The sequence below is a fragment of the Brevibacterium sp. SMBL_HHYL_HB1 genome (genome assembly GCF_018208375.1).
Lineage (GTDB): Bacteria > Actinomycetota > Actinomycetes > Actinomycetales > Brevibacteriaceae > Brevibacterium > Brevibacterium intestinavium.
Map to the genome: position 1 here is coordinate 1,867,634 of NZ_CP062936.1, position 13,161 is coordinate 1,880,794.

At 64.0% G+C, this 13,161-nt stretch carries 14 protein-coding genes; 5 read left to right on the top strand and 9 right to left on the bottom strand.

Annotated features, from left to right (window positions below):
* Positions 1–89 precede the first annotated feature (89 nt).
* Positions 90–473, bottom strand: a complete 384-nt coding sequence (locus IG171_RS08635; protein WP_249204211.1) for a YchJ family metal-binding protein — start codon at positions 471–473, stop codon at positions 90–92.
* A 54-nt stretch (positions 474–527) separates the two neighbouring features.
* On the opposite strand from IG171_RS08635, the gene IG171_RS08640 reads away from it, so the two are divergent.
* From IG171_RS08640 to IG171_RS08655, 3 genes are all read left to right on the top strand, one after another.
* A complete protein-coding gene (locus tag IG171_RS08640) occupies positions 528–1,115 on the top strand; it encodes an HhH-GPD-type base excision DNA repair protein (protein ID WP_212131256.1) in 588 nt (195 codons plus the stop codon).
* Between the two features lie 171 nt (positions 1,116–1,286).
* Positions 1,287–1,880, top strand: a complete 594-nt coding sequence (locus tag IG171_RS08645) for a hypothetical protein (RefSeq protein WP_212131257.1) — start codon at positions 1,287–1,289, stop codon at positions 1,878–1,880.
* Positions 1,881–2,211: 331 nt separating this feature from the next.
* The gene (locus IG171_RS08655) at positions 2,212–2,754 is read left to right on the top strand and encodes a hypothetical protein (protein WP_212131258.1); all 543 of its coding nucleotides are present in this window, start codon (positions 2,212–2,214) and stop codon (positions 2,752–2,754) included.
* Between the two features lie 18 nt (positions 2,755–2,772).
* On the opposite strand, the gene IG171_RS08660 is transcribed toward IG171_RS08655, so the two are convergent.
* Positions 2,773–4,191: a DHA2 family efflux MFS transporter permease subunit gene (locus IG171_RS08660; protein ID WP_212131604.1), complete on the bottom strand. Its 1,419-nt coding sequence runs from the start codon at positions 4,189–4,191 to the stop codon at positions 2,773–2,775.
* 213 nt (positions 4,192–4,404) lie between these two features.
* On the opposite strand from IG171_RS08660, the gene IG171_RS08665 reads away from it, so the two are divergent.
* The gene (locus tag IG171_RS08665; RefSeq protein ID WP_212131259.1) at positions 4,405–5,691 is read left to right on the top strand and encodes an FAD-dependent oxidoreductase; all 1,287 of its coding nucleotides are present in this window, start codon (positions 4,405–4,407) and stop codon (positions 5,689–5,691) included.
* Here IG171_RS08665 and IG171_RS08670 read toward each other — a convergent pair.
* Positions 5,661–6,329, bottom strand: a complete 669-nt coding sequence (locus tag IG171_RS08670) for a hypothetical protein (protein WP_212131260.1) — start codon at positions 6,327–6,329, stop codon at positions 5,661–5,663. The genes IG171_RS08665 and IG171_RS08670 overlap by 31 nt on opposite strands.
* A gap of 101 nt (positions 6,330–6,430) precedes the next feature.
* Here IG171_RS08670 and IG171_RS08675 point away from each other — a divergent pair, with 101 nt between their 5' ends.
* A complete protein-coding gene (locus tag IG171_RS08675) occupies positions 6,431–7,147 on the top strand; it encodes a PIG-L deacetylase family protein (RefSeq protein WP_212131261.1) in 717 nt (238 codons plus the stop codon).
* Between the two features lie 101 nt (positions 7,148–7,248).
* On the opposite strand, the gene tpx is transcribed toward IG171_RS08675, so the two are convergent.
* The 6 genes from tpx to IG171_RS08705 form a co-directional block, all read right to left on the bottom strand.
* Positions 7,249–7,749 carry a thiol peroxidase gene (gene tpx / locus IG171_RS08680; protein WP_212131262.1) on the bottom strand — a complete coding sequence of 167 codons (501 nt, stop codon included), beginning with the start codon at positions 7,747–7,749 and terminating at the stop codon, positions 7,249–7,251.
* 78 nt (positions 7,750–7,827) lie between these two features.
* A complete protein-coding gene (locus tag IG171_RS08685; RefSeq protein WP_212131263.1) occupies positions 7,828–8,847 on the bottom strand; it encodes a DUF368 domain-containing protein in 1,020 nt (339 codons plus the stop codon).
* Positions 8,848–8,905: 58 nt separating this feature from the next.
* On the bottom strand, positions 8,906–9,277 hold the full coding sequence (locus tag IG171_RS08690; RefSeq protein WP_212131264.1) for a VOC family protein: 372 nt from the start codon (positions 9,275–9,277) through the stop codon (positions 8,906–8,908).
* Between the two features lie 106 nt (positions 9,278–9,383).
* On the bottom strand, positions 9,384–10,202 hold the full coding sequence (locus IG171_RS08695) for a thioesterase family protein (RefSeq protein ID WP_212131265.1): 819 nt from the start codon (positions 10,200–10,202) through the stop codon (positions 9,384–9,386).
* 41 nt (positions 10,203–10,243) lie between these two features.
* On the bottom strand, positions 10,244–10,459 hold the full coding sequence (locus IG171_RS08700; RefSeq protein ID WP_212131266.1) for a hypothetical protein: 216 nt from the start codon (positions 10,457–10,459) through the stop codon (positions 10,244–10,246).
* A 160-nt stretch (positions 10,460–10,619) separates the two neighbouring features.
* On the bottom strand, positions 10,620–12,923 hold the full coding sequence (locus tag IG171_RS08705; protein WP_249204213.1) for an LPXTG cell wall anchor domain-containing protein: 2,304 nt from the start codon (positions 12,921–12,923) through the stop codon (positions 10,620–10,622).
* Positions 12,924–13,161: the final 238 nt, after the last annotated feature.

The following is a 13,161-nucleotide window of genomic DNA, read 5'->3' on the forward strand; positions in this document are numbered from 1 at the left end:
TCTCCCCTTCGCCATCCGGTCGATGTGCTGGGACCACGACCTCGGCTGGGCGTTGGATGCGCCGAGGACCAGTATAGGTCGAGTCGCTCTCAGCTCTCGAGCGCTTCGAGGTACATCCAGCGTCCGGCCCGACGAACGAAGGCGGAATTCTCCTCCAGCACATGCTCGCCGATGTGGTCCTTGAATCGTGCGCGAAAGTGCACTGTACCGGTCGAGTCCTCCTCTCCTCCGCCGGTGGTGTCGAGGATCGTCAGGCCCAGCCACTCGGTCCGAGTGTCAGTGCCGGGGTCAGCGGGGCGGGTTCTGGGATGCCACGTGCGGAAGAGATGGTTGTCGTCTCTTCGGACGAAAGCGGTGTACCGCGATCGCATGAGCGCCTCCGCGGTGGTCGGCCAGACCTCGCCGTCGAGGGCGGAGCGGCAGCAGTGGTCGAAATCAGTGCCCGGCGGCATTCCGGAACAGGGACAGATCATCCACCGATGATAACCGGAGATGAACGATCGGAGATTGCGTGCGAGGATGGGGCTATGAGTTCAGTGTTCCTCTCCGGAGATCCGCAGGCCGACGCACTGCTGGCAGAAGACCGTTTCGCTCTGCTCATCGGGATGCTTCTCGATCAGCAGGTGACCATGGAGAGCGCGTTCGCGGGACCGGCGAAACTGGCCGAACGATTGGGCCAGCTCGACGTCAACGAGATCGCCGAGATGAATCCCGATGATTTCCTCGACGCCTTCGCCGCCAGCCCGGCCGTCCACCGTTTCCCGAAGTCGATGGCAACGCGGGTGCAGAAGTTGGCCGCGGCCATCGTCGACGACTACGACGGTCAGCCCGAAGCCATCTGGACCAGGGGCGACCCCAGTGGCGCCGAAGTGCTCAAGCGGTTGAAGAAGCTTCCGGGATTCGGTGATCAGAAGGCGAAGATCTTCCTCGCGCTGCTGGGCAAGCAGTTCGGGCTCAAGGCCGAGGGATGGCGGGAAGCCGCCGGGGACTACGGTGCCGAGGACAGCCGTCGCTCCATCGCCGATGTCGTCGATGACTTCACCCTGCAAGAGGTTCGCGAGTTCAAGAAGCAGCAGAAGGCCGCCGCCAAAGCCGCCAAAGCAGCGAAGAAGTAGTCAGCTCACTTCCGCGTAAGTTATCCACAGATTCGACTTCGCCTGTTCTAAAACGCCTTCCGGTCGAATAATGTAGGGACTCCGGGTGCCGGCTGAGGCTCGCACCGCAGTTGCAGACCACAGAGGCGTGGAATGAAAACTGGATCGTCTCGACCGTTTCGTCGACCGGCCTTGATCGTTGTCGCCCTTTTCGGCGCGTTGGCACTCGTGGCACTGGCAGGATGCGCCGACAGCTCCCCCGTCGCCGCCCCGACCTCAACTCTTCCGGAGCAGGTCCCTAGCGACGCGGCCACCGCTGAGGTCGACATCCCTGAATACGAGACCGAACTCGACCTCACAGCTGAAGAAGAGGAAGCCGTCGACGGGGCGTTGGAGGCGTTTGTTGGGTACATCGCAACGATCAATCGCGTGTTCTCCTCCGGAGGGAAAGACACGAAAAACATCGACGCTTTCGCAAGTGAAAAGTCACTTCGAGCACTCCAAGAGAGCGCAGATGACCTGACCAGAGAAAACAAATACATGGCGGGCGAATACGACTTCTACGACGTACGAATTCATGAGGTCAACACTGCATCGGATTCATCCCAGAGCGAATCGGTAGCCATTCTGTTTTGTTCGCATGATTCAGAGCGAGCTGTAATTGAAGTTGGCAAATCTATGCCCAGCCAAACCGAACAAAGCTTAACTATATTGCAGACCGCGACCAAGCACGATGACCGCTGGAAAATCTCCAATCAGGAACTCTGGAGCAAAAGGTGCGAGTAAGCTTAAGCATTTTCGCTCTGTCTTCGCTCGTCCTATGGATGGTGCTCTTCAATAGCATTCCAGCTCAGGCGAATACCGGTCCGGCTTGCGACTCGCTTCAAGAACGAGCTTGCAGCGTCGTCAAGCCCCCGGCCCCTGCGCCACCGCCAGGAGGCGGCTCCGGCGGAGGCGGCGGCTCTGACAGCGGTGGTTCCGGGGTGGCGGGCGCGGTGGCTCCGGCGGCGGAGGCTCTGGAGGTGGGAGCTCCGGCGGAGGCTCTGGAGGTGGAGGCTCCGGCGGAGGAGGAGCCGAACTGCCCGAATGCAGTTATGAAGAAGTCGGCCACCTCTGCGTGAGCGATCCCGGCCCCGGCGAAGGAGGAGGCGGGGGCGGCGGAGCTCCGGCTCGGCCGGCACCACCGACCCGGATCCCGGAATCCCAGTTCCAGAGCTTCGACATCCCTGCACCGACGATCTACGCCTGGCCGAAGGACTGGGCCGTCGTCGGCAAACCGGCCGCCTTCTGGACCGACACCGAAGTCAGCTACATCGACATGACCCTGCTGACCTATGCGGTGACGGTCAAAGTCACCCCGGAGCGATTCCACTGGGACTTCGGCGACGACACCGGAAAGACCACCTCGGCGAAGGGCAAGAAACCGCCACCCGGCAGCAGCCCGCAGATCGGACACGAATACCAGAAGTCCGGAACCGTCTCGGTGTCGATGACTGCGACGTTCAGCGGCGAATTCTCCGTCGACGGAGGTCCCTGGCTGCCCATCGACGGATTCGCTCATGTGGCGAGCAATGAGATCGGCATCGACGTCTACCGGTATCACCGCTATCTCGTCGACGAGGACTGCTACGCGAACCCACGCGGCCCCGACTGCACCTGAGCCCCGCGCCCGGACGGCTCAGCTGTGCACTCGCGGTTTCGGTCGTTCGAAGAACAGGACCGCGATGAAGCCGACGATGACCAGCCCCGCAGGCACCCACAGCGACTGACCCATGGCATGAGCGAACCCGGAGGCGAGCGCGTCCGGCATTTCCGCCGACATCTGCCCGGTCGCACCCGCGCCCGCCTCGGCGCCGGTGCTGCCGCTCGACGAGCCGAGGTTCGCAGCCAGACGCGACTCCATCGCTGCCGAGATCGCGGCACTGCCGAGGACGGCACCGACCTGTCGCACCGTGTTGTACACTCCCGATCCGGCTCCGGCATGGTGCAGCGGCAGGTTCCGAGTCGCCGTCGAACTGATCGACGACCACATGAAGCCGTTGGCCACACCCAACAGCAGCACCGGCGGAATGACCGCCCACAGCGAAGTGTCCTTGTCGAGGATCGACCCCAACCAGAACAGAGCGATCGAAAAGGATCCGAGTCCGATCCCCGCGAGGATTCGCGGATCCCCGTGATCGACGAGGCGACCGACGAACGGGGCGAGCACCCCAGAGAGCATCGCCATCGGGGCCAGCAACAGCGCCGCCTGGGTCGGTGAGCAGCCGAGCACGGTCTGGGCCCAGAGCATGATCGGAAACGCCATCGATGTCACGCCGAAGCCGACCGTGGTCATCGCGATCGCAGCGAGCGTGAAGTTCCTGTCCTTGAACAGCGACAGCGGTACGAGCACCTCGGAGGTGTTGATCCTCTGCCACAGGACGAAGGCGCTGAGGACGACGAGGCCACCGGCGATGACGAACGGCACGGTGACCGGCCCGATGAGTGGTCCCCACCCGGCGCCGGGTGCCTGTTGGATTCCGTAGACCAGCAGGAACATGCCGAGAGCCGAGAGCGCGACGCCGAACCAGTCGAACCGGTGCGGGTGAGTCTCGAGGCTGGGCACCAACCAGATCGCCATTACCAGGGCGATGATGCCGACTGGGACGTTGATGAAGAAGATCCATTCCCAGCCGAAGGCGTCGACGAGCACCCCGCCGAGGATGGGGCCGACCAGCGTCGCGATTCCGGCGACGGCGCCCCACATTCCCATCGCCGCTCCCCGTCGATCGGGTGGGAAGATCCGAGTGATCACGGCCATGGTCTGCGGTGTCATCGAGGCGGCTCCCATGCCTTGGATGACGCGTGCGACGATGAGCGCCTCGACGCTGGTGGTCAGCCCGCACCACAGTGAACTCAGAGTGAAGACGACGAGGCCGACCAGGTAGACGCGTTTCGGTCCGAACCTGTCGCCCAGTCGGCCGGTGATCAGCAGAGGCACCACATATGCGAGCAGATACGCCGAGGTGACCCAGATGACGGCATTGATGTCGGCGTCGAGGGAGGCCATGATGTCGGGCATGGCGACGGAGACGATCGTCGAGTCGACGAGGATCATGAAGAAGCCGAAGCACAGCGCCCACAGCGCCCGCCAAGGATTCGTGACAGCGTTCGATTGGTTGCTCACCGGTTCATCTTTGTTCTCTTCGCCGTCGTGGTCAATCCGGGCCCGCTACCTCCGGGGCTCCCGCCGTCCGGCTCCCCGCTGCACTCATCGTGAGCGTTCATGCTGCAGGGCACACCATCGGCGGGAACCTGAAACAATGGCACCATGGTGTGCCGAATCAACGAGCTGCTCATCGACTCCCACTGGTCAGTCGTCATCATCGGCGCCGGCCAGGCCGGGCTCTCAGCCGCACACTATCTGTGGCGCGACGGAATGGTCCCGGGCAGGGACTTCCTCGTCCTCGATGCCGGAGCCGGGCCCGGTGGGGCGTGGCGCGAACGCTGGGATTCCCTGACGCTGGGCAGAACCAATCACGTCGCCGACCTGCCCGGGTTCCCCCTCGGACGTCCGGATCCGACCATGCCGGCCTCGCAGGTGGTCTCCGACTACTACTCCCGGTTCGAACGCGAACTCGAACTCTGTGTCGTTCGTCCGGCCGCTGTGACCACCGTGACCTCAGAGGAACGCGGAGTCGGCAGGTTCGACATCACCGCCGACATCGACGGCGAACGGGTCCGACTGTCGACCGACTTCATCATCAATGCCACCGGCACCTGGACACAGCCCTATGTGCCCTTCGTTCCGGGTATCGCGGACTTCGAAGGGCACCAACTGCACACGGTGAATTTCCGTGATGCGGAGGACTTCCGCGGTCTGCGCACGCTCGTCGTCGGCGGCGGGATCTCTGCCACCCAGTTCCTCCTCCAGCTCTCAGAGGTCACCGACACTCTCTGGGCCACCCGCCGACCACCGAACTTCACCGACCGAGAATTCGACGGTCAGTGGGGGCTCGAAGTCGAACGGGCCGTACGCGAGCGAACCCTGTCCGGTCTCGCCCCGGCCAGCGTGGTCCGCACCACGGGCCTGCCGATCCGAGACGAGTTCCGTGAAGGCGTCGATTCCGGAGTTCTGGTCTCACGCGGCATGTTCGACCGCGTCCTGCCGCACGGTGTGCACTTCCCCGGTCAGGATGAGACCTCGCAGACGGTCACTGCGGACGGACTGGGCCCGTCCGCCAGCGACCGCCTCGCGGTACCCGAATCATGGGCCCCGTTCCCCACCGAACGGGTCGAGGATGTCGACGTGATCTTCTGGAACACCGGGTTCCGGGCCGCGCTCAAACACCTCGCGCCTCTGCACCTGCGCACCCGCGACGGCGGCATCGCCATGGACACCGAGGTGGCCGTCAGGGGCGACCCGCGGATCTTCCTCGTCGGCTACGGTTCCGCCAGTTCGACCGTGGGTGCCACCCGTGCCGGAAGGATCGCCGCCCGAGAACTGCTCCGGCGGTTGTCCGGACGTTCGAAACCACGCAGATCGACACCCGCTGGCGGGGACGCGAAGGCAGCCTCGGCGCAGGATCAGCGCAGGTCGGGAGTCTCGAGTTCGTGACCGTCGAGGCGGACAGTCGGCAGCATCTGCCTGAACTGTTCTTGGGCCTGGGTGTCATCGGCCTGGGCGAGCATGTCGACGGCGACCTTGAACAGGCGCCCGTCGACGGAGATCCCGGCGACGACCCCGAAGATGGTGGAGTCCTCTTCGTCGACGGCCCGCATATCCTCAGCGGCGAGCTTGCCGTGCACGACCCAGTACTCTCCCCCGTCCAAAGAGCCCGAAGCTTCGCTGAGTTTCGCCGAACCCGAGGTGCTGAACATTCGCTCTCGCGACTTGTCAACGAGCTTCTTCGCTGATCCCTCGTCGTCTTCGTAGCAGTTGACCGTGATGAGCGCCTCGGAGGCGGTGGTGAAGAGCCGATACCCCTCGTATCCGGAACCGTCCGCCCAGTCCGGGCCCAGAGCCAGGCTGACTTCGACCGGGCATTCGGCGCCCAGTTCGACAGTGGTCTCGCTCATCCCTTCCGGAATCGTCGCACCGGTGGGACTCGGCGAGGCGGTCGACTTCTCATCGCTGATACCCACCTGCGCCGGTTTCGACGCGGCATCCTCAGAGCTGCTGACCTTGATCGCCGAGCACCCGCCGAGCAGCAGACTCAGCGCTGCCGCGCCCGCCACCAACGGTCTGGTCTTCATAGTCTGCCTTCATTCTCTTCCGACGGTCCCCATCATGGTACCCACACAGCTTGCGCCTCCCAGCCCTGGCGGAACCGGGGTCGGGCACATAGCCTGGTGTCATGACTGAACTCCCGCTCTTCGACGATCGCGATATCAATCGTGTCCTCTGCGTAGTCGCCCATCCCGATGACATGGAATACGGGGGTTCGGCGGCCGTCGCCAAATGGACCGACGAGGGCAAGGAGGTCGCCTACCTTCTGCTCACCCGGGGTGAGGCCGGCATCCGGGACAGGTCACCGGATGAAGTCGCCCAGCTGCGCGCAGCCGAACAGCGCCGGGCCTGCAATATCGTCGGCGTCGACGATCTCGAGATCCTCGACTTCCCCGATGGCCTGGTCGAACCCTCCCATGAGCTGCGGCGGGCCATTGCGAGGAAGATCCGCCAGTTCGGACCGGATGCGGTGGTGGTGACGAACTTCGACCTCAAGGCCAGGTGGGGACTCAACCACGTCGATCACCGCAATGCCGGCGTGGCCACCGTCGACGCGATCCGCGATGCGGACAACCCGTGGATTTTCACTGAACTCCGAGACGAGGGCCTGGAGGCGTGGAAGGCCGGCCATCTGCTGGTCAACGGCGGCGAGCCCACCCATGCCGTGGCGCTGAGCGCCGACCATGTCGATCGCGGCGTGCGCTCGCTCGAGGCGCATGAGGTCTATCTCGAAGCTCTCAGCGACCATCCGGCTCCGAAGGACATGATCCCCTCGATCGCCACATCCGGTGGAGAGCTCGCCGGAGTCGACTACGCCCTGCCGGTCGCGGTCTTCGACATGTGAGAGCCGGGTGACACGCTCATCGGCGTCCCACCCGGCTCCGTGATTCATTCAGTCCGCGTTCATTCGGATCCGCGGACCGATGCATCGGCCAACAGCACCGATCAGGCTCCCAGAGCTGCGGTCGCTGCGTCGTAGTCCGGTTCGGTGGTGATCTCGTCGACGACCTGCGTGTGGGTCACGGTGCCCTTCTCGTCGAGGACGACGACGGACCGGGCCAGCAGGCCGGCGAGCGGACCGTCGACCATGGTCACGCCGAAGTCCTTGCCGAACGAGCTGCGGAACCCGGAGGCGACCACGACGTTCTCGATGCCCTCGGCACCGCAGAAGCGGGCCTGAGCGAACGGAAGGTCATTGGACACGCAGAGGACGGTGGTGTTCTCCAGCCCTGCTGCCAGCTCATTGAACTTACGCACCGAGGCGGCGCAGACTCCCGTGTCGAGGCTGGGGAAGATATTGAGCACGACGCGCTTGCCCGAGCTGTCCTGCGAGTTCACTTCGCCGAGATCTCCACCGACGAGGCTGAAGGCCGGAGCCTGCTCGCCCTTGGCCGGCAGGTCGCCGACGGTCTTGACCGGAGTTCCCTGAAATGCTGTGTTGGCCATTCTTGACTCTCTCCTTCTTCAGAGCTGACTGCTGTCACATCCACTCTACGTGAGAGTCGGCCCAGCAGAATCCGCCGATCACGGCCGGGGATTCTCACCTTCATCGGGGCCCGGAGACGTCTGATCCTTCGCTGCCGCGGACCGCGCCTCGACGATGATGAGGGCGATGACGACGACCGCGCCGAGAACGGCCAGAAGGATCGGGACGAGCACCGGATCGGTCGGGGCGAGCAGTCCGCCTGCTCCGTGCGGTTCACCGTCTGCGCCGACCTCGGCGGCAGACTGCCAGGGCCACAGGGCGCGCAACGACCCGAACATCAGTCCGGCCATGATGATCAGGGTGAACCACCGGTGGTTGTGGAGGAAGTACTTGAGAATGTTGACGAACACGGCCAGACCGAGAATCGCCCCGAGCATGAAGATTCCGATATAGCCGAAATCGCGTGTGTCGACGGCCCTGAGCGTCGTCGAGTACATGCCGACGGCGAGCAGGAAGAACGAACCCGAGACTCCGGGGATCACAAGTGCGCAGACCGCGATCGAGGCGACGAAGAACACAGCGATCAGCGGAGGATTCTCCACATCGGCTCCTCCGGCCAGACTCGTCATCCAGAAGGCGAGGGCGGCCGCGGCGAGGAAGGCGAGAACACCGAGGACGACCGGTTGGCGCGACGTGCGTGCCGGAAGCATCCGCAACGGCACCGCAATGCTGGCGGCGACGAGTCCGAAGAACAGCCCGCGGGCCACCTCGGGGTGGCCGGTGACGAACGATTCCATCACTCCGGCGACGGTGAATACCGCCGTCGCCATGCCCAGAAGAACGGGCACGACGAGGAACCAGTCGGTGCGCCGCAGCTCGGCAAGTGCCGCAGAGATCCGGTCCGGTCCGGTGACCAGCCTCTTGGCCGCCAAGACGACGTGAGCGGCGGAGTCGATGAGCTGATCATAGACTCCGGTCACCAGCGCGATGGTGCCGCCGGAGACGCCGGGGACGAGCTCGGCGCTGCCGATGAGGAAGCCACGGACGAGGTCGAGCGGGATGAGTCTCTTGGGGCGCGCCGGTGCGGTCTCGGTGCCGGACGTCGAGGAGTGGGTCATGCGTCCAAGCCTAGCGACTCAGTCGCCTGTCGTCCCATCGATGGCTTCGCGGAGGAGATCAGACCGCCGTGCGCCGACCGATGTCGAAGACGTTTCCCTCGGGGTCTTTCAGCGTCGTCCATTCGATGCCGTGCTCGTCGAAGGACGCTAGCTTCTGTGCTCCCAGGGCCACAGCTCGCTCGACGTCGGCCGGATAGTTCGGGTCGTCGAGGTCGATGTGCAGCGGGTTCTTCCCCTCTGCCCGATCGTCGACCTTGACGAAGAGCATTCCCGGCGTCGGCGATTCGGAATTGTGGACTCCGCCGATGCTGGCGACGAACTCGTTCGCACCGGCATCGAGTTCAGCGCCGAGCAGCTCGGCCCAGAAGATCGACTGCGCTTCGACGTCGTGGCAGTCGAAAGTGATGCTCATCGATGACAGTGAAGCCATGAGCGTGGTCCTTTCACCTGTGGATCGGGATGTCCCCGACTCTAGTATCGACCACGGACGCAAGTGCCCGACGACGTCATCGAAGGTTATCCTGCGTCGCTTCGGCTCAGCCTCTGGGCTGCCGTGCCAGTTGCCGCGACTGCGCGACGAGGCGGCCCGCCGAATCCCAGAGCTCGCAGTCCTCTTCGAACATGCCGCCGGCGATGTTCCGAGTGGAGATCTTCGCGCTGATCCATCCGGGCGCCGGCAGAGCACGCAGGTGGGCTGTCAGCTCCATCGTCGGCGCCCAGTTGAATCTGCCGAGATCGAACATCACCGGCGGGAACGCATCGAGGAAGGTCAGCAGCGACAGCGGGTCCGGATCTGTCCCATCGACCAAACGGATCCACCCCTGCAGCAGACCGCGTCCGCTCGGCTTGCCCACTGCGAAGCCGGCAGTCGCCGGGTCGAGCCGCATGTCGAAACGGTCGATGATCGGAGCGGCCTTGTGGAACTTTTCGCTGGCCTCGGCCGCATCGATGCACTCTTCCGGTGGGGGAAGCTGCGGTGGCGTGGCCGTGGTGGCGACATCGTCGGGAAGCTCGCCGAGGTTGCCCATCGTGGCCATGGCCGCGATCGTCGGTGCCCCGTTCTGCGACAGATCGACGCTGTAGCTTGCCGTCGATCTGCCCTCGCGCAGAGTGCGAATCGAGATGTCGGCCGGTCCGTCCGCACTCGGTCCGAGGTAGAAGGTGGAGATGACCAGTGGATCCGGCGTCTTCGGGCCGAGACTGCGCAGGGCACGGCCGACGATGCCGAGCAGGTATCCTCCGTTGATTGCACCTGCCACCTTCCAACCGGCGTCGAGTTCCGCGCTGAAGCTGTGGTCGCTCTGGCGCTCGACGGCGGTCGAGCGGGCGAATTCACTGGAGGCTGTTTGGGTCATGCTCTTACACTACCAATCACTGAACGAACGTCCAGCCAAATTCATGTTCTGCGCGTGCGCCGTTCGTTTCCGTGGCGGTAGTTGCCCGTGACACGAGCCAACAGCTGCTGATCCTGCTCAGCGTCGTGGCCGAGTCTGGGGATGAGAGCCGCCGCCTTCTTCCCGCCGAGCTCCATCACGGTGCGGCCGCCTCGGCGGATGAGCAGGAGACCGGACTTGGTGACCTGATAGTCGAATGGATCGGATTCCAGGCTCATCACAGGACTCCCTCGTCGCCCGCGGCTCCTCGTTGCCGGCAGCTCTCACTGTGATCGAACGTATCGGGCCAGACTGTGCGTGGGTTGAGAAAGTGCCCCTGGCCTACAGACCAGGGGCACTTTCGTTCAAACGGTCAGACTGCGACCGCCTTGTTCAGTCTCAGTTGTTCTTCTTGCGACGCATGGTCAGAACAACTGCGGCTCCACCGACAACGAGGAGTCCGGCTCCGGCAGCCAGGCCGGTGAGCTCGGCACCGGTGCGAGGCAGATCGGATCCGCCGTCACCGTTTCCGTCGTCGTCACCGTCGTTGCCGCCACCGTTGCCATCTTCGTCGGCAACGACCGAGAACGAACCGGTCAGAGCATCTTCGTCCTCGGTGTCGTTGGCACCGGTGACCTCGAGATCGTACTGGCCGAGGTAGGCCGAGGGGTCAGAGGCGTTGGTGCCGTAGATCGAGAATCCGACGACTCCATCCTCGTTCGCGACCTCGTCCAGGGTGATGCCCTCGACGTTCTCCGGTCCGGCAACGACCTCGAGAGTGACCTTCTCGCCCTCGTCGAAGCCTTCGGCCGTGATCTGCACGCCCTTGTCCTCCTGGACGAAGTCGGAAGCAGCGATCTCCTCCGGGTCGACGGTCAGATTGCGTTCGGCCGGAGCCTCTTCAGCCTCAACGGTCACGGTGAACTCGGCCGGTGCCGACTCCTGGCCGTTCGCATGGACGACTGCGGTGTAGTTGTAGTCACCGGCTTCGGCAGGTGCCTCAGCGGTGAACTTGCCGTCGTCGTCCGTCTTCACAGTCGTGTTGCCGTTGCCGGGCACAGCCTGTGCGGAGCCTGCATTGGCCTCAGCTGACTTCCAGGTCAGTTCCACCTCGACGTTCGGGGCGGCCTGTCCGGTGATCTGTCCGCCTTCGACGACGGTCTGGTCTCCGACCTTCGGAGCTTCGGGCTTCTCGTCGCCATCGGCATCCGAATCAGCTTCATCGTCCTTGCCGTCAGCGGCGGCGTCAGCTTCCGCGTCCTTGGCGTCGGCGTCAGCGTCGGCATTGGCCTCATCGTCCTTCGCATCGGCGTCAGCGTCGGCCTTCGCCTCATCACCGTCAGCACCGGCATCGTCCGAGGCCTCGACCGTCACGGTGAAAGCAGCAGCGTCCGAGGACTCTCCGTCGACAGTCGCCACGGCCTTCGCATCGTACTCGCCCTCAGCGCTGGGGCCTTCGAGGGTGAAGTTACCGCTGTCATCGGCCTTCGCCGTGGCTTCGCCGTCTTCGGCGCCCGTCCAGGTGACCTTGACGTCAGCACCGGCAGCCGCCTTGCCCGTGATCGCTCCCTCGGGCTCGATCGTCTGGTCCTCGACCTTCGGTGCCGCAGGGGCTTCGGGCTCATCGCTGGGTTCTTCGAGGTTGAAGTCCGCGCCGGACTGCTCGAGCGAGTAGTCGAGGTCGGCGACCCAGCCGAGTTCGAACGGAGTTCCATCATCCCATTCGGCCGGTCCGCCACCTGAGATCACACCGACTGCCGTGTCCCCCTGGAAGACTCCGCCACCGGAGTCTCCGGGCTGGGAGAACGGATCACTCGGAGAGGATTCAACGCCGAAGCCATGCACCCAACGATCGCTGACGTTCATGAACTCGAACGGGAAGCTCTCGTAAGGGATGACCTGACCGTCCGTGAGACCAGTCGTGCGACCGGACTTCTGAACGGTGCCTTCGCTGTGGGATCCCACAGACTTGATTGCCGACACCGAAGAGGAGAGATCATCATCGGACCAATCCGTGATGCCGTTCTTGACGTTGTAGGTCGATTCGTCAACGTTGATGACGGCGAAGTCGATGTCACCTTCGCTGCCCGTATCGTCTCCCTCTTCGACCGGGCTGCCGTACTTGTTGTAGCCCCATGTGCCGAGGGAACCGATCCCGGCGGGTTCGAATCCCTCACCGCCACGGGCAGGAGCGCTGCTGGGAAGTTCGGTGTCGACTGGTTCGGTCGATCCGAGGTCCTCTCCGGTCTCCCCATCCGTGTCCTCGGCACAGTGGCCGGCCGTCAGCACGACGGGGTTGCCCTCGTCGTCCCAACCGGAGAATCCGGTCGAGCAGGCCCCACCTTTACCGGTGCTGGGAACGTCCAGCAGGTAACCGGCTCCACCGACCAGATCGTCAGCAGCGTATGCCTCGACCTTGGGAATCCCAGCCTTCACGACGACGTTGTCTGCGCCGTACTTCTTCTGGAGCTTCTCGATCTCCGCTGAATCGACGTCGCCCTCGCCTTCGACACCGAGGTGAAGAGTACCGTTGTCGAAACCGAAAGCGTTGACCTCGGAAATGGACTTCGCGGCCTTCTGTGCCGTCACTTGAGTCAGTTCCGGCTCATCCGCCATTGCGGGAGCGGTGACGAAGGCACCGCCGAGCCCGAGTGCCGCAGCCGCTGCCATAGCCAGCGAACTCTGCACGAGTTTCTTCTGCATAAGTAGTTGTCTCTCTTTTCTGAGGGAACAATGTCACAAATCGATGACCTAAGTCACGGCAAGGTTACGGGCTCGACTCAGCGACTACCAAGAAAGTAGGTCGGAAACTGTGAACTAAATGTACGAAACTTCAGGCGACGTAGAAGCGTGCGGCCTCCCGGTCGTGTGCTTCGGACGGGGGTGAATAGACGAAGTCCCCGGTCAAACGACCGGGGACCCCGTGGCTGAGTGCTCAGCG